Source organism: Sphingobacterium endophyticum (genome assembly GCF_009733535.1).
GTDB lineage: Bacteria > Bacteroidota > Bacteroidia > Sphingobacteriales > Sphingobacteriaceae > Sphingobacterium > Sphingobacterium endophyticum.
In genome coordinates, this window is record NZ_SMMI01000008.1 from 118,394 (window position 1) to 137,990 (window position 19,597).

Here is a 19,597-nt window from a genome sequence, read left to right on the forward strand (position 1 = left end):
AATGAAAATAACAAATAAAATTTTATCCATATGTTTCGTTACGATGATGGCAATAACACAGACGTCATGTAACAAGTTTTTAGACAAAGACCCATTAGGGCAGATTACAGAAGATGAATTTTTTAATTCGGAGACCAATGCAAATGCGGCAGTAATGGGCGCTTATCGATCCATGATGAATTCATTTTCATATGGACAGTCCACGATTATTGTACCTGAATTTTCGGCAGTACATGTTCGACATTCAGCGGTGTATCCAGAATATGAAACTTTCGCGAGCCATGAAGTTCAGGCAATCAATCCGTGGACATCGAATATGTGGCAGGCCCTTTATGCGACCATCAATGCGGCGAACAATATTATTGATGAAGTTCCAAACATGGATGACAGCATGATTTCAGCAGAGAGAAAGGATTATTTCATAGGTGAAGCCAAATTCATTCGAGCACTCCAATACTTTTTCCTGGTACGAGCATTTGAACGTGTTCCTTTGAAGTTAAAAGCCACAAAGGAAGGTGACGATTTAAATACTCCACAAGCAACGAAGGAAGAAACATACAGCCAAATTATTAAGGATCTGACGGAATCAATAGCATTACTCCCTACCGAGAATCCTTACACGGGTGATGAAAGCCGAGGCAGGGCATCTAACTGGGGAGCTAAAGCATTGTTAGCAAAAGTTTATCTATACCAAGCTTCATTTACAAATGACTATAAGAAAGCGGCCGACTTAGCAAACGAGGTGATTCAAGCAGGAGGTTATAGTTTGGTTTCGGACTTCAGTACAATTTGGACTACACAAAATACCAACGAATCTATTTTTGAACTTCAATTTGATGATCAGGCCACAAACCCTTTAGCGTCGGTTGCCAACGATAATCCTTCCGTGTTATTTTTTGCGAAGGACTCTACGGTTTTAGATCTCTATGAAAATGCGGATAAGAGAAAGAACTTTACCATTAAAAAAGGTAGTAACGATAATTACTTTATGGGAAAATTTCCAAACTTTTCTCCGGCAAGTCAAAACGTTTCAGTTATTCGTTTAGCAGAACTTTATCTTATACATGCAGAAGCAAAAGCAAGGGTTGATAATAGAGTTAGTCAAGCTGCATATGCTTCCCTAAAAATGGTTCAGGACCGCGCCGGAATTACAAAACCCATCAGTACATACAATGGGCTAGCGTCATTCATTACTGCGGTTCAAGAAGAGAAAGAAAGAGAGCTTATGTTTGAGGGGGAAACCTGGTTTGATTTTGTTAGAACGAAATTAGCACTGAAAAAATATAAGACATTAACAAAAGCAGAGTATATGATATATCCTATACCTACTGCCCAGATTTCATTAGGTGGGGGCCTAACTCAAAATCCCGGTTATTAATTTCAGTTGAAGATAACATAGTAAGAACAAGCCGCATCAAAAACTCAAAATTTGATGCGGCTTGTTTATTTTTTACGACCCTACTTCTTGAAGAAATGATTCTAGGTCACTTTCTTTAGATAATCCAAATTTTTGCTTTAGTCGATACTTAAACATCCTAACCGATTGAGCTTCGACATGTAATACCTGAGCAATTTGTTTTGTAGACATCTGCAAGTAGATGTATGCACAATATTTTAAGTCTAAAGCTGTTAGTTTTTGATTTGATTTTTCAATCAATTGGGAAAAGAAGTTCGGATGTAATTGTTGTAATTGCCATTTGATATCTTCAAAATCTGCATTTAAAAGCGTTTCCTCTTTCAATAGTTTTTGAATATCTCGAGGATCTCCATCTTTCAATTTAGATTGAATTTGTTTGAGCATATCATTTTTATGCTCAATAATTAAGGAGTTCGCCAATGCTTCCTTTTGAAGCTGCTGATGTTTCAGTTCCAATAATTCCTGTTCAGCTTTAAGTCTTGCTTGTTCCTCTATTTCAAGTTTTAGACGCATTTCAGCATTCAGTTCAGCATCTTCTTTTTCTTTAGCTAATTTTTTCTCTCTTTCAATCGAATACCTCAATTTAAAGTGGTAAGCCCTAAACATAAAAGCTAATCCCAACATAGCCAGAACCGCTAAGCCACCATAGAGGTAATTCTGATTTTTTCTCAATTCCGCTGTTTCTCCCAAAAGTTTAAGCTGTTGATCTTTTTTTTCGGTTTCATATTGAATTTCCAACTTTTGCGCATTCGTGATTTGCTGTTGATCGAAATTTTGTTTCAGCACCGCCTCAGCTTTCTTTTGGTAATTCAATGCAGAGTTTATATCTCCTTTTTTCTCTGAAAGGTCAGCAAGATGTTTATACAATGAAAATTCAAGGCGCAAAAGACTATTATCCTTTCTGGAGTCCAACCTGCTGATTGCTTCAATTAAATATTGTTCAGCCAGCTGAACATTCCCTTCCTTTAAGGCAAAGTCACTGCGTATTCCATATATATTAATCCATCTACTAAATCTTGCTCTATCATTTTTTAATTCAACTTCAGCACTATCCAAGAATTTAAAAGCAATTGCTTTACGATCCTGTATTGGTGCATTTGCAAATTCCAGTTGATAGTTGGCAAGGTTTATACAGGCAACGACAAAAGTGTTGCTGCTTACTTCAGAGGGATATTGTTCAAAGATTTGATAGGCCTTGTTTAAATGATAGAAATTGCTATCCAAATCATTTTTCTGATTATTTTTTCTATACTGATTTAAATAAACACTAGCATATCCTAAATGAACTTTGGCAATATTATTAGGATTCTTCGATAGCTTAGCAAATTTTTCACATTCTTTTATATAATGCAACATTTTATCCGACTCATCCCATCCACTATAGGTTGCATAGATTAGGTAGTTAAAATAATATTTTAAGTTATATGCCTCTTTTTCCTCGTCTAGGATTTTGAGAGCATCCTTAGAGTCTTTAATAACCTGATCCGTTAGGTTTAGATAGCTATTTAGATAAGCTTTTGCCCTTAGGGCCATAACCTTAGAAAGAGGTTTCGAAGTTTGTTTTGCATAATCTAAACATAAATCGACCAATTCATTTCCTAATTTCAAACTATCATTTTCAAGGGCAATCCCACTTTTATAAGAATATAAGTAGATCAAATCATCAGGTCCGTTTGCTGGATTTTTTAAAGCTTGGTCAATAAGTTCAATGGCTTCCTTATCTTGATTCTTAAGTCCCATTTGCTCGACTTGATCAATTACAGATTGAGTCCCCTGCAAGGTACTTTGACTAAGTACAGGAAAAACCGAAAGTACAAATAGGATACATAAAATGATTCTCATAAAACTATAAGGCAAGAAAAATAGTCTGGGCAATCTATAAATTATTTTGCTAGTAAAAGATATAAAATAACATATCAAAAACCCCGCCAACACATAAATATTCCTGATTATCAATTATTTATATTTCGTGTATATACTTTGTATATACTGAATTCTAAGCATGTTAATGGATTGTAGGTTAAATTAAGAGTAAAACAAGCGGAAGAATCTGAACTTTAATAAAACAAAAATCGAGACGATATGAGTTCCAAAATTCAATCTATATTAAGCTATTTAGGAATATTCTGGTTCATTGCATTTTTCGCAGGCAGGGAAAAAAGGGATCACTTTAGTGTGTATCATCTAAAACAAGGATTAGGATTATTTGTCTCTACTGTAATATTCTATCTTATTTTAGGATTATTAATGTTTGTTGCTCCTACCCTAGCATTCATTGTTAACTTACTGAGCCAAATGATTGTTATTCTCATGGTTGTCGGAATACTTCATGCTACAAATCGTGTTGAAAAACCTTTACCTATCATTGGAAAGTATTTTAAGGATAAGTTTAATTTTATTGATCAATATAAAAATTCATGATATGTCAGAACAAAGTTCATTATTTATAAAAATTAATATTAAGAAGGATAAATTAAATAATTTCTTAGACTCCCGACCTGTAGGAAGTGTATTAGATAGCAATTGGTTGTCATGGTGGGAATCTAGAGATATGTATTCCAAAACTGAGCTTAAGAACATTCAAACCTTTAATTCAGAGAGTAACCGTAGTATTTTGGAAGATATATTGAAGGACAAATATATAATTGCGAAGCAAGAATATAATGATTCAGAGGAAATCTGGTACTTATTGGCATTGCAATATTCAGAGAATTACAATGAAATATTACCGATAATATCTTGGATAAAGGATTTGGCCAGCTATCTTGAAAATGATGATAAGGGATTTGCCTTTATTTATGATTATTTATGGGGGGACAATACGGTCATGGCCTATCTACAGATCGAAAATAGGAAAGCCTTATTAAAGAACATTAACACGACGGCACAGATAGAGCCCAAACTTTTGAACGAGGCGAATAAAAAATTTGAAGAATTTATGAATAGCTTTGAATCAAATTAATATCCATGGACGAGATCAAAATTTTCTTTATCATTATTGGGACATTATTTATGCGGGAACAGCCATCACTGGTTGCAGAAAAGGCCATTATCCATGTCGACCCAATTCAAAAAACTATTTCCATAGAACAGAAGAATCTACTATCCACAACTGAAATCGAGGATGTTGCCAAAACAGAGGAATTTTTGAAATTAAAGAATCAAAAATTGCATTGGGTAAAAGAATTGGAATCATTTAGCAACAAGAGTTATGAAATAAAAGAGAATAATGGTCAAATTTCAATTTTTATTCATTTTTCATACTCAGATCCCAAAGACTTAAATTCTTTAAGTATTGGTCATTCTGATGGGCAATATGCTGTTTTCCAAGAGGAAAAATTAGAAGTAATTTCGGGAAAATCAAGCATTTCAGCACCATACGTTTTATTCAAAGATGATGAGGCATTTTCGTATTCTGTCAGCATATTTGATGACTGGTTAGACCAGGATTCAGATCAAGCAAAATTCAACCCTGCTTATATCAATCAACCCTTAGTGAGGAGAAAGTCGGATGTAGTGAGAGGAAAGGGATTAAAACAGGTAGACAATTTGCCGACCTTAGGTTCTAAGCCTAATTATACCCAAGACGGATTATCAATATTCTTTTCAGAAGATCAGGATTTTGCTTTACTTAACCAAGAGCATGAGGTTGACGTTAGGTTTATGGATAATGATATGTTGATGATCAAAATCACTGAGAATTTTCCAAAATCATCTGCCTTAAGCCAGGGGGAGCAATACTTTATTTTTAGTGCGGATGAACTTAATAACACGATTACCTTAACACCTTCAGATAATGAAGGAAAAATAAAGGACGCACAACATGTATTATATTTTTCTACTATGCCAGAAGAGGAATATTAACAGGAAAATAATCAGAAAAAGAATTTTAAGACCTTGAGTAAACTACCTCAGCGGTTTTAGATCTTAATAAAGAATTTAATTTAATAAATCTTAAGATAGAAGGAAGAATACTTAAGACCGTAGCAGAAGAAAGCACGAGCATAATTATATCGGTATCTTGTTTTACGAAAAGGCCAACAACTGTCATAAGCGCGGACATTAAAAAAGCTCCGCCAAAAATAATTGCAACTGAAACCTTACGTTGTAAGGTCAATTCCTTTAATGTAATATCTGTGTATCTGTTGCTTTCCATAATGCCCTTTTGTTAACTGCTGATAATTAAACAATGAACGTAATGTTAAATTTAGCTAAATCTTCCGATTTTGTAGCTACAAATTTACAAAAGTTGTGAATATCCACCTAATATTTTTTAAAAATTTGTTGTAACATCTATAATATCATCTATTTTTTTACAGAAAAACGTGAATTTTATTTAAAAAATTAATGAAAAGGAGATCGATTGAATCTTAGGAAAAAGTTGCCCAAAAGAATGAAAAAGCTAGATAAGTCCAAAAAATACTTGCCAAAATGTGCATGGTCAATTCAAATTTTTTCCCTTTCCATAATTCTTTAGGATAGACAAAAAATTGGAAGAAAAGCCTGATTAACCAAAAGATTCCCAGGCCAAAACAGATTCTTTTTCCCAACTCGGAATGTAACAAAGCTTCAGAAGAAGTAAAACAAAGTATGCCCATTAGGAATACCGTTAGAGCAATAAAGAAGGTGTGAACCTTTAACATCGATCTGTTGATCAGTTGAAGTGGCTGCAAATCCACCTTCCAATTAAAATATTTTGGAAATATGATATGAACCATTGCCAGGAGCATTAAAAGGAATCCAATAATCTTGAAATTACTTTCCATTCGATCGAAGAATAAATGTTGAAATAAATGGATTAACTTTTACTTCTCTTTCTAAAAATAAACCTGCTTTATGAAAACAGTTAAACCAACTATTCTTAGAATAAAAGTGAAGGAATCCTATATTATAGGCTAAAAAATTGGGGATATCCCTTAAATGTTCTGTTATAATAACTTCTCCAGATATACGAATAACCCGCTTTAATTCATTCAGAAATTCGATTCTCTGATTCATATTTCGGATTTCATGAGCAGAAAAGATGCAAATGACCTTATCAAATGTTTGATCGGGGAATGGAATATTATTGGTCTTCGCAAGAATGGTTCCCGGCATAGCTGGATATTTTTGTCTAGCCCTTTTTATTGAGACTTCCGTATGTTCGTTAGGGTCGTAAAAGTCACAAATCTTCAGATCAATCATTGAAAATTTTTCAGTCAATATTTGACTAACTTCATCAAAGCCGGCATTGATATTTAGTACTTTCTTCTGATTAAGATTACCTAAAGGATGAAACTCATATAAATTTGAAAGATCATACACATAAAAAGAAATAAATAGGGAAACTAACATTCCAACAATTGCTAGTCCGATTAAACAAAAAATCATACTTCGATGTTCAGGAGCTAGAAAACTTGCTAGGATAGTTAGAATTATACAAAAGATTAAGGCAATTACATATTTATGCCAATTGAAAAGAATTATATTGGAGACACCTTGAAATCTTTTGCGTTTATTTACCATGTATCCAATACCCCTTTCTTCCAATCATAGTCAACATCAATTATTTCAAAAGCATTGGCAAGCTTTATGGATTTAAAACCAAATCGATTAATAAAATCTACGTAACTGGACTGGACTTGAATAGGGTTTGACTTCCAATTATCTCTTAATCCTTCGATAATTAGAACCTTCTTTTGTTCCTGGTTAACTTGAAAAGTAAAGGGCATTGGTCCTACAAACTTTCTTGCCTCCTTCCAGTTAGGAAAAATGGATCCTTCAGGAAGCGAAATTAATTCTTCATCAATCCTATTAAATACGATATTAAAATTTGACTTCTTTGAGCTGATTTCAATTTGGTTATTATGGTCCTTCTGAGTGAGATCTATTGTTTGATAATTATAATTCGTAAAAATATTTCCAAGGATTTCCATTTTCTTTTTATTTGTCTCAGACTTCAGAATATATAATCCTCTTAAATTTCTTCCAGTTGAGGTTTTATACCGCACAAATATTCTATACCCAATTAAGAAAAAATCATTTCCGAAAATCTTAGGGAATGCTTTAGGCCTTAAGTTTTTGGTATCCACCATAGCAACGGTGATAAAAGCCCATTTATCTAGGTATAGGTCTAAAATTAATGGCTTTGGAATCAGGTCGATGAGTTCATTCTTGTCGACAGAAAAAGTTAGAATTATCGAGGAATCAAAGTGAGCTGAAACTGCAAAAGGATGATTTTTTAAGGGATTGGCCATGTTAACGAATTTTAATAGCAGCTTCTAAAATAAATGCTTGATAATAAATCAACAACATTAAACCCAAGGCAAATATTAGGTTCATTTTTCCCCATAATAAAAGGTCGGGAACGAGGAAAAATTCCAAAATATTCATCGTTCCAATCACTACAATTTGAATTATTGCGCATAAGCGACTAAATCTTCGGGACAGAATCCAAATTGTCATGAATATTTCTGCAATCCCAATCAAAATGGTTAATTCTCTTGAATACGTTTTTCCCAGAATCTGAGCAACAATTTCTTGATGCCTTGGTACGAGATTTAGAATTTTACAGAATAAACCATTTACCATCCATATCAAGGAAAAGAATAGGGTTAAGGCTTTACTCAATAAATCATATCTCGTTTTTACCATCATCAATCATTCAATAACTAAAAATAGATTTATTCTCTAATATATTAAACAATAGTCCCTAAAGATTTAAGATAAAAAAACGTCCCCAATAATGGGGACGCAAAAGAAATGATTAGTCTGCACTTAGTTTCTTACGCATCTTATGTTCTTAAAGGGAGTTTGTATGACATTTAAAGTTCCCAACAAACCCACGTTCAACAGTTCAAGGTTAACCGAGCTAGCGATGGAATTACCAAAATAATACCATCCACCGAGGGAAATCAAAACATTTGCCCCCTCAGTGTTGCTCCACAAATGGGCGGAATTACCGTAAGTAGTTCCAAAGTTGAGGCCTATTAAATTGAGCACATCAATAGCAACACCCTGTCCATTGAAATTGATTCTTAATCGATTGCTTGGATATGGCGCGGCTGTTCCCGTTGCAGTATATTCAACATAGCCCAGACCTCCAACAGAACCGGTCGTTCTAGATTTTAAAACAAGATTTGAATAATCGGCGGCGGTTGCATGCCTCCAAACACCTATTGGATAAACTTCATGGCATGGGTCGATATTTTCATTTACCACAGAGAAGTTCTCCGGAAGATGAGATTTGAATGCAAAATATGAATTACGTTGATTTTTATGTGCATAGGTATGGTGGAAACGGTAAGGGTTATGACCAGCCTGATAATATAGATTGGCGCGGCCCCAGGCAATTCCGTCAACAGTTAAAGGAGATTCAATTAGATCAATGTTAACTGTCCGGCTTTTCCCTAAAGAAGAAGCTGGGATTCCTGATGCAACATTAAAGGTTGTGGTTGTGGTAAAAGTTCGATTCGTATTATCATCTAATTTGATGGTTAAGGCATTAAGATTCACCTGAAAGGAACTAATTGCATCAGGATTAGCTGTATAGAAATAAGCTACATTTCGATCTCCGTAGGCATAACCAGGAACTTGAACAAAATTGGAACTTATAGGAGATGTTGAATAGCTTCCTTCATCGGAGACGGCACCATCATTAAGGTTTAATCGTCCTTTATTAAAATAATTTCCAGGAAAGGATATGCTTGCTGAAATTAGATCCGCAAACATTCCCATTGTATTTAATTCAACGGCAATTCTATTCAGTACATGATTAAAAGTAATGCCCAGCGGAGTATTTCCGGAATTTGCGATTGTAATATTATCTGAAGCATACAGCACATCAAATCCTTCTCCTGTAGAAACGCTTGGATTCACCCGGTCGGAAATGTCAGGTAAAGTAATAGTAGGATCTTCATTATAGGAATAGGCAATCCATCTGTAGGTATCCCCTTTTACGACATCAATGGTTAAAGGAGTTCCCGCGATAGCCAGTTGATTGGCATATAGCGTGCCGTCCATTTTATAAATTAACATTCGGAATTGTTTTCCAGGAGTCATTGCCAAGGCTTTTGCAGCAGCATTTCCTTTATTCACTTGCGCATTACTGACAATCCTGCTTTTAGGAATTTTATAATCATCATTTTTTAATCCGACAATGGCATCAAATCCGTTATGCGATTCAATTTTAGGGACTGTAGTCGCAGCGGATCGATTCATTGCAATGGATGATTTCAAAGTTGCTTGGGTACCATCAACCAAATCGGCTACCCCAATAATATTGACATTTAATTTGGTTAATTCCTGATTTTGTGTTTCCGTTGAATCCTGAGAACAGGAAACAAAGGTATATTGGAATAGCAATGCCACCAAACATAGAAACATGGCTTTCCATAGAGATAAATTATTAACTTTCATAAGGCCCGCTAATAAAGATTAATTTATAAACTAGAGATCACCTCTGGAATATCCTCCATTTTCTTCTGCTCCCCATTCTTCGACGTCGGGAGTAAATTCCGATCCATTTACTCCGCCCGAAATGGTTGCGGAAGAAATTGCCAATCCCTGTTCCAATTGCACTGGGATACATTCAACTTTAGGTGCAACATATTTTTTCTTTTTGTTTTCCATAGCCGTCGATTTTAACGTTCTTAATACATGATGAAAATGATAGATTAAGCGGCACAGCCTTCCATTGAGATTTATGGACGGCCTAAACATATTTTATCCTATTTTACTATTTATTAAATTAAAAATTAATAATAAAAACCTGAATGTATGATTGGGAATGCGGTACTATACAAAAATGGCGCTTTAGCAACAATTGGTTCTATATATGCAAATATAAACACTTTAGATTTAAACTTTTAATAGCTGTAAAGTGTTTTCTAATTAATTTTTATAGATTTTAGTCTAAATAGTTAATAAACAGAGAATTAATATTTTATTATTTAAATATACTAATTCTTATTAGGACTATTTTTTAACCACGATTGTCATATTTATGAAAAAATTTAATGATTTTTGATAATCGAAAAAGCAGTTAGAATTATTTTAGCCAACGACCTAGGTTAATTTCTCAGGTTTATGGTAGCAGAATAGGTTGAAAGGAGAAATGGAGAAAATTTAGCTATTCAAATCAATGGCGTAAAAAAGGCCATCCCAGATTTAACAGCCATAACCTCATGAAACAATGAAAAAAAATATCCGTTTAAAAAGCCTAAAGAATTAAACATTTTACTGTTTTTACAACCATTATTACTGAAATGTGACTGTACAATGTAGAATAAAGATTTTCTATTTCTATTTTAGAATAATTAATCCAATTCAGATGGAAGATATCTTAATTTTTGATCATATAAGTGAGTATAATGCTTTCAATAATAATGAAACATTACATCCATTAATTTCAATTGTAAATCTTGACAAGGCGAACGAAAGAACCTTACGTAAGATGCGATATGATTTTTATTTAGTTTTCTTAAAAAAAATTAAATGTGGAGATCTTCGATACGGATTAAATAATTACGATTATGAGGAAGGCACATTAATATTCCTATCACCAGGTCAGGTCATTGGCGAGAATGGCACGGAATCTTATAAACCCCAAGGAACTGCCTTGGCATTTCATCCAGATCTATTAAGTGGCTCTGCTCTTTCAAAGAAAATCAAGGATTATCATTTTTTTAGCTATGCTGTCAATGAGGCTCTCCATCTTTCTGATAAGGAAAGGAAGATAATTCTAGACTGTTTTCAAAAGATTGAATATGAGCTAGAACAAAACATCGACAAACACAGCAAACAGCTTATCGTATCCAATATTGAACTCTTTTTAAATTATTGCGAACGATTTTATGATCGACAATTTATTACTAGGGATCATGTCAACAAAGGGATTTTATTAAGGTTTGAGGAACTATTGGACGAATACTTCAACTCTGACTATCCAAGCACATTGGGAATTCCTACCGTATCTTATTGCGCCGATCAATTACATCTATCTTCTAACTACTTCGGCGATTTGATAAAGAAAGAAACAGGAAAGTCTCCACAAGAGTATATTCAAAGTAAATTGGTCAATAAAGCAAAGGATATGTTGTTCGATAAGGACAGGAGCATTAACGAAGTTGCCTATGAATTAGGATTTAAATATCCTCAGCATTTTTCTCGGTTTTTTAAAAAGTTAGTAGGCAGTAGTCCAAACGAGTTTAGGAATAACTAATGGAAATAGAAATAAGGAAGCCCGATTAAATCGGGCTTCCTTATTTTATTAATTTGCGGTTAAGGCAACTGCATTCAACTGTCTTGGGGTTCCATCGGGACCAACGGCGATAATATTATCAAATATCACCCTAGATCCTGGAGTAATTCCATTCATTGCGGATTTCATTGCAGAACTCAATTGGTTGCCAGAAGTTGACAACACGACTGCATCAGCTCTAGGCTTTGCAATAATCAAGGAGAATTTTGTCACCTTAAATGATGCATCGAAATCAAAGTTGTCCAGTTTAGCAAAGATTGCGTTTTGTGCTTTAATTGCCACTGTTGCCATTGCGCCACCAGTTTTACCGGCAAATTGCGCAATTGGATCAGGAATTCTTTTCACACGGAATTCTGTAGTACTCAAGGTTTGAGTCTTACCTGGAGCGATCTCAGCAGAAACAGAAATTCTTGCTGTTCCCGGAGAGCTAACTTTAACATTATATTTTCCAGCAGAACCACTAATGCTACCGCCGCTCATGCTTACTTTCACCTTATCTGTTGGAGTACCCGGTGCAGAAACTGAAATTGGATTATTAACACCAATATAAAGTACGTTCATCTTATCAGGAGATACAACGGCAGATGGCCTTGCAACTTGATAAGTTTGAACAGGAGTACGATATTCCTTAATTGAACCATCGGTCTGTTTTACTTTAATAACACCCGACCAAGTAAAAATACCCTCTCTGTTAGTTGGTACACTATATACCCCTTTACCATCGACCACGTTAAGGTTAGCACCATTTACACTGATTGAAGGTTGTGACTTAGAATCCGAAGCCGTAAGAAATACTTCTGCCGCATAAGGCTGTCCCTGTACTAGGTAGGAGGTTGGTGCTACCGCAACTGCAGCGAACTTATCAAGATTAACCACCGCTTGATCCATCTTTCCAAGAATCAATTTTACGACATCAGATTCTGCGTTCTGAGCATCTGTTTGGATCTTGGTAAGAATAGTCATCGCTGCAGTCAGTGGAGTACCACTCCCAAAATTAATCTCTTCCCATTTACGCTTACCATTTACGGCCTTTTCAGGATCATTCGCTTCAAGCGAAAAAGAAACCGATTTTTTTTCCTCAGGTGTTAATAGCGCCAATAATTTTGACCTGGTACTATTTATTTTTTCTTTAAGTTCAACACCTTTTTTACCGTTGATCATGATGTTTGGAGCAATATCTTCGTTTTCACGCATTTTAAGGTCTCCGGTTTTTTCATCATAACCACCGCCCTGATCTACAAATTCCTCTTTTATCCCATTTATATATTGATTGAGGTCATTTATAATAGCCTGAGCATTTTTAGCTTTATCATAGATTGGCTTAGCTCTTCCGGGCTCATCTTTAAGTTTGGTGCTTTCAAAAGCTGAAAACAGTTGTTGAACGGAATTATTTACATTTGTTTTGGATGTTTCCAAACTGTTGTTGATATTTTTAAAGGCATCCAATATTGAATCGGGTACATTTAATGCGAGCAAGGCAAGCAACACGAGATACAAGATGTTTATCATCCGCTGCCTTGGCGTCTCTCTTCCTAATGCCATATTTTTCGTTTAAAATTTTACTTGGATGAATTATACTCGAGGTTGGTTCATTGCGCTTAGCATGTTGCCATATACGGCATTCAATGCATTTAAGTTTTTCGCCAATTTATTTACCTCCTCTTTGAACGCTTTGGAATCATCCAACGATTCATTGAAGTTATTCATCGTAAATTTCAAATTCTCATAGAAAGAATTCATAGACTGTAGGTGAGATGCAGAGTCTCTAAGTTCTTTTTCGTACATTCCATTCAGTTGACGCAGATTAGATGTAAGGATTTGAACTTGTTCATGATATCCTGTAGTGTCTGTATTTGTATTTGACATCGCTACAAGGTTCGCTGAAGCTTTTTCAAAAGCAAGGCCTAGATTATCGAATTTTGAGGTAGCAGAACGTAGTTTTTGCGTAAACTCGTCGGTTGCCAAAGAGACATCAGAAATTCTATTGATTGCAGATACCTTTTCACCGAAATCCCTTAGTCCTCTTCCAAGGTTTTCAATAGTTGCGGGCTCTATGTTAGCATCAGCAAACATTTTATCTAGTGCAGCAGTTGCCGAAGGTCCTTGGGGACTAGCCACAACCTGAGCAGTTCTAGTAGGCAGTTCACCTTGGAACTTTTCATCTAACTCAGGATAAACCCTTGTCCAATCAGGCTCTTCTGGAGGAGGGTTGAAACCCATTAAGAAGAATAGGATGGCCTCTACGGCAAGCCCTAATCCAATCATGTAGTTTGCCATCGATCCTCCAATATGTAGGATTTTAAACAATACACCGATAATTACGATACTTGCTCCCCAAGAAATGGCAACATGTAGCCATCTGGAATTGTCTTTCTTTTTACTCATAATATAAATTTTGAATGCCCTGTCTTATTGGGTTTTTATGGGTTATAAAATGGATGTTCTTAGTTTAAATTTTCTTCTAAATTACCCGAACCTTCTTCGGTGGTTCCTTCTTCAGTACCACTCTCCGTTTCTTCCTGATTCTGTCCGCTTTGTTTTAACAACTCTTCCAGCTGTTGTTCACTTTGCTGTTGTTGTTGAGATTGTCTGGTTTGATGCTGTTGTTCCATCAATTCCTTTTGTCTCTTTTCTTCTTCCTGAATCTTCAGATCTTGTTCATGGCCTTCTAATTTTTCAGCTTTTACACCTTTAGGAGTTGTCCATAATTTCTTTTTATAACTTTCTAGTTTGTCTTCTAAATTTGCTGAGTTGTCTGTCTGGGTACTATCTGTTCCAGCATAAGTTGCTTGCTGCAACATGCCAGGTGAAGATTCACGGATAATTTTACTCGCAAATTTTCTCTGGACAAAGAGATCATCCATGGTCATATCATAAAGGCCACGGTCTGGATCAGAAATATCCACTTTTACAAGGCTATATCTAAGTTGTGGAAAATATAACCAGAATGCTGGAGTCGATCCTACGGAAGTTGCCAGTTCTGAAGAAGTGGTAATATCCATTAAAGGCGCCACACCAATAATCCTAGTTTCCAAGCGTCCTCTTTGTTTATCAAAGAAAATGTCTTCTTTAATTCTAAACTTCGTAACACGCTCAGGGTTGAATTCATTTAATGCCATTTTGGAATCGATCTGGTTACCCTCATCGTCAAAGATGGGTACCAATACAGAGTCGGCAAAACGGGCAATTCCCTCGGTAGCTGAGAGCTTTCCTTTAAAGGAATCATCTTCGGGGTTATAAGGTGTTAACTTACCCGTTTCGATTCCTTTCATAATTACCTCCATTAGGGAATTACCAGGAATTGCATAAATGTAATTACGTTCGTCCTTTAAATCAATATCTCTCCATACCCTTTTGTAGAAACGAATATTTTTCAAGTTTACTTCAGGATAAGCGAAAGGAACGGCATCCTCAAGGTTATTAACTTGATAGAACCCGTCAGTCGTAGGTATGGTGTCAGCTAAAATTTCTCCTTGCACAACTACATTGGAGTCATTGATAGGCTGAATAATAGTCTGAGTCATAACGGTGCTGTCTGGTATCGTATCGATACTTTGCGCTAAGGTTGGGGAAATTCCCAATGCCAAAGCGATTACCATCATCCAATTTTTCATTTTTAAAATCTTTAGTTCGTAAACAAATCCTTGTTAATATTTTCGGGTCTTACTTTGTATAGTTGGCAATTCAAATGCTGACATTACACAACGGAACCCTATATATGAATGTGGTTCATAGTCCACGGAATAATTTCTGGTTTCACTATTTAGTTGTTCACCATTATCTTTCCAGGACCCACCACGTACCACTTTTCTTTTCAACGCGTCAGCGTCTTTCACATCCGCATCATATAATAAAACTGGATTTAAGTCATTGACAAAGGCAACAGCTGAAGGGCTATAAGCGTCTAAAGTCCATTCAGAAACATTACCAGCCATATTATACACACCAAATTTATTAGGCGTATATGATTTTACAGGCAATGTGAATGTTGCACCATCACGAGAATAAGTACCTTCCCCTTGTTTATAGTTGACGGCAAGTTTTTCTTTGCCATCTTGTCCATCTATGGTCAATTTAGTTCCTGCAATAGTATCACGTGGATCTATTTTACCTTCGGCAGCATATTGCCACTGAGCTTCAGTTGGTAAACTAAAGGTTAACTGATATCCGCTTAAATATGAATTCTTCATTAAGTTGGCCATCATTTCCTTTCCTCTCCAATCAGAATATGCCCGAGCCTGTCTCCATGAAACTCCCACTACCGGATAATAGTCGAAAGATTGATGCGTAAAATAGTTAGCATCCAATGATGTCAATTGTGCATTCGGGAAATCTTTGGACCAGATATCTTCAGCTGTCAATACAGATACCGTATCGGTAACATATTCTTTTTTCAAATTACCTTTGGTCTTTAGGTATGAAAATCTGTATTTAACAACTTCTGGATTTAGACCACGCGTAGATCCTTTCATTTCAATCATTGGAGCGATTCGCTCAGCAATTGAAGGATCGGTACTGCGCCAAATTGGCGATACACTTTTTACTTTTTTCCAATTAATTCTTTTTCCTTCCCCATCTTCACTAGCGATATCTAAAAAGTACTGATCGTCCTGAAGGTAATCAGTTACGGCAATAGAATCCGCAACCCAATTGACAAATTGACGATACTGCTTGTTAGTGACTTCCGTTTCGTCGATAAAGAAAGCACTCAAACTGATGTTCTTACCAACATTTCCACTATCTAGTGAACCTTTGAATAAAATAGTTCCAGAAGGAATATATACCATTCCTGGGGGCGCTGGAAGTTTCCCTCCTTTAAAGGCTGATACTTTTGGAGCATTATAGAAATTATTGGAAGAGTTACAGCTTGCTATTGCCAAAGCGAACAGTAAGCATGCTGCAATATATATTCGATTTAGGAATACTCTTTTCATACTTTTCGTTGTTTAATTTTATAGTATAGAATATGTAATGATTGATTTAGGCATTAATTTCTTTGAAACAAGGCATATTTAACACCAAGTGAAATATATCCATAGTGATCTTTTTTACTGTTAATCACTGCATCTAGATTATCATTCGTGGTAATTGTATGTTGATAATTAAGATTGATTGCCCATTGCGGTCCATATAATCCTCTTCCAAAAGGGACATCAACACCAACATTGATAGGCACTACAAAATGCCATCCATCTAAATCTGTGGATATCTCACCTCCACTGGCAATGACCGCATCAGCATAATTAGTAGACACGCTGCTTTCGATGTCGTTTTTCATAACACCAGCACCAGCACCAACATAGACGTTTGCAAGGATTTTATGGAAAGTACTAGATTGGAGATTATAATAGCTATAGTTGTCAGGAAGGTTCATAAATTGGCCTAATCGCACTTTCGCATTCGCATTAAATGCGTAATAATCATTCTTAAAGGTACTGGCATAACCATTCCCGCTCAGCCTACCTTTCTCTGCATGTATTCCGGCTGATAAGAAAGGAGTAATTAATCCATCAACATCAATATGACCAGCAAATTTGGCTTCAACATTAGCCAAATCGGTCAGATTTATTGTAGGTCCTCCACCTACACCAACACTAAGCGGACGTGAAAATTGAGCTTGTGCTGATTTAAAACCACAAACAGCAAATAATAGTAAAGAAAAAATAGTTTTTTTCATATTAAGAATTCTTGTTAGCATACAATACATTATTATTTAGACGAATTCTGAGCCCTTTTATTGTAAGTTCAATAAAATAATAGGCTCAAATTTATTAAGTCGTAAAAAAACGTCGGTTTCTCTTGTCACAAGAATCTTACCAAAAACACCCCTAGTGAAAATTATTAAAGGTGTTTCGACATTGAAAAATATTCATAAAATGATTAAAAAATGCGGTATCCGAAGAGTTACTATACAATTGGGAGAGAAATTATTGATTAAAAAAAGATAAAAAATAATTTTATATTTTTTTAATGAAGATATATTTTTCACTAATCGGAAAAGATTAGAGGACAATTAAAAAATATAAAAAATACCTCAATTTTATTGAGATTCAACAATTATGAGCCTTGATTAACGTAAGAATTTTAAAGATCTTTTCTAAGTTTAGTAACCTATCTTTATAAGAATAGATGTTTGGACATATTTCTATCTTTTAAGTAGGATTTGATTCATCATTTTATAGAAATAATAACAAAATTGAATGGGACGGAAACAAAAAAAGCAGGCAATGAAATTGCCTGCTATAAACTGAAATTTTATTTTTATTAATAACCTGGATTTTGAGTCAACACTCCATAAGCCAAATCAATTTGAGCTTGCGGAACAGGCATTAAATATAATTTATTATCCCATAAACGTTCCTGAGCCAAAGATCCTTTGACGTTTTGGATGCTTTTCATGACTTCTGGTGCAGTTTTCCAGCGACGGATATCCATATACCTCACACCTTCTAAAGCAAGTTCTACTTTACGCTCCTGACGGATTGCCTGACGTAATGTTTCCTTAGAAGCATATTTACTACGATCTAATTTAGGCATTCCAGCTCTTTCACGGATTTCATCCAATGCCGCATAGATTGTTGCATCAGGTCCAGTAGCTTCATTTTTCGCTTCCGCATAGGTTAAAAGCACTTCTGCATAACGGATAAGGATGATGTTACTATGGTTGTCAATATTATCACGGTTAGCTTTTGGATCCACCATTTTTCTAAAGTTATATCCTACCTTAGACATATTACTAGCGCCGTCAACCCATTTAAATTTATAGCCACCATCAATTGTCAAGGCATTCCAAGGAGCAGTTTCAAATAAAATGGAAGCATAGAATCTAGGATCTCTGTTTTTGAACTCTTGGACAAAACTAGACTTATCAGCTTCTGCATATCTTTTGGCTCTTTCCTGAGGAGTTGGCACAGCAACCTTTTCGCCGCTTTTAAAGCTTTGATAACTATCCACTAAATCTTGTGTAGGGGTAACAGAACTCCATCCACCAACAGCACCTTCTAATAGATAAGTATTCAGGTAATTTGGCTGCGCCTGCTCAACATATTGTCTTTCTAGAATCACTTCTGCATTTCCTTCGTTAGCTTGATGGAAAATCCCTTCATAGCTTCTTAATGCAGATCTAAATTTAGCCTGTTCGGCAGCATCTTTAAAATCTACGAATTTAGCATAGTCATCTTTAGCATCAATTTCAGACTCTTGTGTCGTTTGGAACAATTTATATCCAAGCCCCATAACTTCCTGAGCTGCTGCTGCAGACTCGGCATATTTTCCTTCAAACAAGAGCAATCTAGCTTTTAGAGCTAAAGCAGCCCCTTTGGTAATTCTACCTTTTTCATTTGATTTACCACCAGCATAAGAATTCGGGAGGATTTTAGAAATCTCATCCAATTCTTTCAGGACAAAATTCAAAATATCTTCTTTCGAAGAACGGGGTACATTTAATTCTTCTTCTGTAAAGCCAAGGACTTTGGTAATCAAGGGAACGCCAGCAAATTTATTAGCCATTGTAAAATACTGGTAAGCACGCATAAAACGAACTTCGGCTTTGAATCTATTTTTCAGTGCATCGTCCATATTTGCCTTATCGACGTTTTCTAAGAAATAGTTGGTTTTGCGAATGGTTTCATAATTCCACCCAGCATTTAAAGAAGTACTAACAATTCCAGAAGAAACGGCCGTTGCCGTACTTTCCCAAGGATATTGCGCAAAAGAAATGTCAGATGCACCATCCTCATAAATAATCCCTTCACCCGGAAGTGTTGCATAGATACCATTTACGGCTAGGTAGACATCATTTTCAGTTTTCCAAAAGGTCTCTTCCGATACCGAGTTCAATGGAATTCTATCCAAGAACTCGTCCTTACATGAGGTAAGGGATACAGCAGCAAAAAGACCGATATATAATAATTTTTTCATTTTTACTTTAATAATTGCTC

19 protein-coding genes are annotated in these 19,597 nt (G+C 35.4%); 5 read left to right on the top strand and 14 right to left on the bottom strand.

Going from position 1 to position 19,597, the window contains the following annotated elements; all coding sequences use genetic code 11:
- Nucleotide 1 precedes the first annotated feature (1 nt).
- Entirely contained in the window at nt 2-1,378 is a 1,377-nt protein-coding gene (locus E0Y80_RS11895) for a RagB/SusD family nutrient uptake outer membrane protein (RefSeq protein WP_231596031.1), read from the top strand.
- 72 nt (nt 1,379-1,450) lie between these two features.
- Here E0Y80_RS11895 and E0Y80_RS11900 read toward each other — a convergent pair whose 3' ends face one another.
- Nucleotides 1,451-3,259, bottom strand: a complete 1,809-nt coding sequence (locus tag E0Y80_RS11900; protein WP_156307894.1) for a hypothetical protein — start codon at nt 3,257-3,259, stop codon at nt 1,451-1,453.
- A 240-nt stretch (nt 3,260-3,499) separates the two neighbouring features.
- Here E0Y80_RS11900 and E0Y80_RS11905 point away from each other — a divergent pair, with 240 nt between their 5' ends.
- The 3 genes from E0Y80_RS11905 to E0Y80_RS11915 are packed head-to-tail and all read left to right on the top strand — an operon-like array spanning nt 3,500 to nt 5,281.
- Complete coding sequence (locus tag E0Y80_RS11905; protein ID WP_156307895.1) at nt 3,500-3,838, top strand: hypothetical protein; 339 nt, start codon at nt 3,500-3,502, stop codon at nt 3,836-3,838.
- Nucleotide 3,839: 1 nt separating this feature from the next.
- Complete coding sequence (locus E0Y80_RS11910) at nt 3,840-4,379, top strand: hypothetical protein (RefSeq protein WP_156307896.1); 540 nt, start codon at nt 3,840-3,842, stop codon at nt 4,377-4,379.
- Nucleotides 4,380-4,384: 5 nt separating this feature from the next.
- Nucleotides 4,385-5,281 carry a hypothetical protein gene (locus E0Y80_RS11915; protein WP_156307897.1) on the top strand — a complete coding sequence of 299 codons (897 nt, stop codon included), beginning with the start codon at nt 4,385-4,387 and terminating at the stop codon, nt 5,279-5,281.
- 25 nt (nt 5,282-5,306) lie between these two features.
- Here the strand turns inward: E0Y80_RS11915 and E0Y80_RS11920 are convergent, their stop codons facing one another.
- From E0Y80_RS11920 to E0Y80_RS11950, 7 genes are all read right to left on the bottom strand, one after another.
- Nucleotides 5,307-5,573 carry a hypothetical protein gene (locus tag E0Y80_RS11920; protein WP_156307898.1) on the bottom strand — a complete coding sequence of 89 codons (267 nt, stop codon included), beginning with the start codon at nt 5,571-5,573 and terminating at the stop codon, nt 5,307-5,309.
- 214 nt (nt 5,574-5,787) lie between these two features.
- A complete protein-coding gene (locus E0Y80_RS11925; RefSeq protein WP_156307899.1) occupies nt 5,788-6,183 on the bottom strand; it encodes a hypothetical protein in 396 nt (131 codons plus the stop codon).
- A complete protein-coding gene (locus E0Y80_RS11930) occupies nt 6,173-6,787 on the bottom strand; it encodes a class I SAM-dependent methyltransferase (RefSeq protein WP_231596032.1) in 615 nt (204 codons plus the stop codon). Before E0Y80_RS11930 ends, E0Y80_RS11925 begins: the two co-directional genes overlap by 11 nt.
- A gap of 128 nt (nt 6,788-6,915) precedes the next feature.
- Nucleotides 6,916-7,653, bottom strand: coding sequence for a DUF2071 domain-containing protein (locus E0Y80_RS11935; protein ID WP_156307901.1), 738 nt, complete (start codon nt 7,651-7,653; stop codon nt 6,916-6,918).
- 1 nt (nt 7,654) lies between these two features.
- The gene (locus tag E0Y80_RS11940) at nt 7,655-8,053 is read right to left on the bottom strand and encodes a DoxX-like family protein (RefSeq protein ID WP_231596033.1); all 399 of its coding nucleotides are present in this window, start codon (nt 8,051-8,053) and stop codon (nt 7,655-7,657) included.
- Nucleotides 8,054-8,173: 120 nt separating this feature from the next.
- Nucleotides 8,174-9,814 carry a hypothetical protein gene (locus E0Y80_RS11945; protein ID WP_156307902.1) on the bottom strand — a complete coding sequence of 547 codons (1,641 nt, stop codon included), beginning with the start codon at nt 9,812-9,814 and terminating at the stop codon, nt 8,174-8,176.
- A gap of 30 nt (nt 9,815-9,844) precedes the next feature.
- Nucleotides 9,845-10,027: a hypothetical protein gene (locus E0Y80_RS11950; protein ID WP_156307903.1), complete on the bottom strand. Its 183-nt coding sequence runs from the start codon at nt 10,025-10,027 to the stop codon at nt 9,845-9,847.
- A gap of 700 nt (nt 10,028-10,727) precedes the next feature.
- Here E0Y80_RS11950 and E0Y80_RS11955 point away from each other — a divergent pair.
- Nucleotides 10,728-11,618, top strand: a complete 891-nt coding sequence (locus E0Y80_RS11955) for a helix-turn-helix domain-containing protein (RefSeq protein ID WP_156307904.1) — start codon at nt 10,728-10,730, stop codon at nt 11,616-11,618.
- Nucleotides 11,619-11,666: 48 nt separating this feature from the next.
- On the opposite strand, the gene porM is transcribed toward E0Y80_RS11955, so the two are convergent.
- The 6 genes from porM to E0Y80_RS11985 form a co-directional block, all read right to left on the bottom strand.
- On the bottom strand, nt 11,667-13,199 hold the full coding sequence (porM, locus tag E0Y80_RS11960) for a type IX secretion system motor protein PorM/GldM (protein ID WP_156307905.1): 1,533 nt from the start codon (nt 13,197-13,199) through the stop codon (nt 11,667-11,669).
- Between the two features lie 30 nt (nt 13,200-13,229).
- A complete protein-coding gene (gene porL, locus E0Y80_RS11965) occupies nt 13,230-14,042 on the bottom strand; it encodes a type IX secretion system motor protein PorL/GldL (protein ID WP_156307906.1) in 813 nt (270 codons plus the stop codon).
- A 59-nt stretch (nt 14,043-14,101) separates the two neighbouring features.
- Nucleotides 14,102-15,271, bottom strand: a complete 1,170-nt coding sequence (gene porN / locus E0Y80_RS11970) for a type IX secretion system ring subunit PorN/GldN (protein ID WP_156307907.1) — start codon at nt 15,269-15,271, stop codon at nt 14,102-14,104.
- Between the two features lie 33 nt (nt 15,272-15,304).
- Complete coding sequence (gene porK, locus E0Y80_RS11975) at nt 15,305-16,591, bottom strand: T9SS ring complex lipoprotein PorK/GldK (RefSeq protein WP_156307908.1); 1,287 nt, start codon at nt 16,589-16,591, stop codon at nt 15,305-15,307.
- Nucleotides 16,592-16,644: 53 nt separating this feature from the next.
- Nucleotides 16,645-17,334 carry an outer membrane beta-barrel protein gene (locus E0Y80_RS11980; RefSeq protein WP_156307909.1) on the bottom strand — a complete coding sequence of 230 codons (690 nt, stop codon included), beginning with the start codon at nt 17,332-17,334 and terminating at the stop codon, nt 16,645-16,647.
- Between the two features lie 587 nt (nt 17,335-17,921).
- A complete protein-coding gene (locus tag E0Y80_RS11985; protein WP_156307910.1) occupies nt 17,922-19,577 on the bottom strand; it encodes a RagB/SusD family nutrient uptake outer membrane protein in 1,656 nt (551 codons plus the stop codon).
- Nucleotides 19,578-19,597: the final 20 nt, after the last annotated feature.

Excerpts from the sequence above, each read along its gene's own strand:
- E0Y80_RS11895 (WP_231596031.1), top strand. The coding sequence starts at position 2 with ATGAAAATAACAAATAAAATTTTATCCATATGTTTCGTTACGATGATG.
- E0Y80_RS11900 (WP_156307894.1), bottom strand. The coding sequence starts at position 3,259 with ATGAGAATCATTTTATGTATCCTATTTGTACTTTCGGTTTTTCCTGTA.
- E0Y80_RS11905 (WP_156307895.1), top strand. The coding sequence starts at position 3,500 with ATGAGTTCCAAAATTCAATCTATATTAAGCTATTTAGGAATATTCTGG.
- E0Y80_RS11910 (WP_156307896.1), top strand. The coding sequence starts at position 3,840 with ATGTCAGAACAAAGTTCATTATTTATAAAAATTAATATTAAGAAGGAT.
- E0Y80_RS11915 (WP_156307897.1), top strand. The coding sequence starts at position 4,385 with ATGGACGAGATCAAAATTTTCTTTATCATTATTGGGACATTATTTATG.
- E0Y80_RS11920 (WP_156307898.1), bottom strand. The coding sequence starts at position 5,573 with ATGGAAAGCAACAGATACACAGATATTACATTAAAGGAATTGACCTTA.
- E0Y80_RS11925 (WP_156307899.1), bottom strand. The coding sequence starts at position 6,183 with ATGGAAAGTAATTTCAAGATTATTGGATTCCTTTTAATGCTCCTGGCA.
- E0Y80_RS11930 (WP_231596032.1), bottom strand. The coding sequence starts at position 6,787 with ATGATTTTTTGTTTAATCGGACTAGCAATTGTTGGAATGTTAGTTTCC.
- E0Y80_RS11935 (WP_156307901.1), bottom strand. The coding sequence starts at position 7,653 with ATGGCCAATCCCTTAAAAAATCATCCTTTTGCAGTTTCAGCTCACTTT.
- E0Y80_RS11940 (WP_231596033.1), bottom strand. The coding sequence starts at position 8,053 with ATGATGGTAAAAACGAGATATGATTTATTGAGTAAAGCCTTAACCCTA.
- E0Y80_RS11945 (WP_156307902.1), bottom strand. The coding sequence starts at position 9,814 with ATGAAAGTTAATAATTTATCTCTATGGAAAGCCATGTTTCTATGTTTG.
- E0Y80_RS11950 (WP_156307903.1), bottom strand. The coding sequence starts at position 10,027 with ATGGAAAACAAAAAGAAAAAATATGTTGCACCTAAAGTTGAATGTATC.
- E0Y80_RS11955 (WP_156307904.1), top strand. The coding sequence starts at position 10,728 with ATGGAAGATATCTTAATTTTTGATCATATAAGTGAGTATAATGCTTTC.
- porM (WP_156307905.1), bottom strand. The coding sequence starts at position 13,199 with ATGGCATTAGGAAGAGAGACGCCAAGGCAGCGGATGATAAACATCTTG.
- porL (WP_156307906.1), bottom strand. The coding sequence starts at position 14,042 with ATGAGTAAAAAGAAAGACAATTCCAGATGGCTACATGTTGCCATTTCT.
- porN (WP_156307907.1), bottom strand. The coding sequence starts at position 15,271 with ATGAAAAATTGGATGATGGTAATCGCTTTGGCATTGGGAATTTCCCCA.
- porK (WP_156307908.1), bottom strand. The coding sequence starts at position 16,591 with ATGAAAAGAGTATTCCTAAATCGAATATATATTGCAGCATGCTTACTG.
- E0Y80_RS11980 (WP_156307909.1), bottom strand. The coding sequence starts at position 17,334 with ATGAAAAAAACTATTTTTTCTTTACTATTATTTGCTGTTTGTGGTTTT.
- E0Y80_RS11985 (WP_156307910.1), bottom strand. The coding sequence starts at position 19,577 with ATGAAAAAATTATTATATATCGGTCTTTTTGCTGCTGTATCCCTTACC.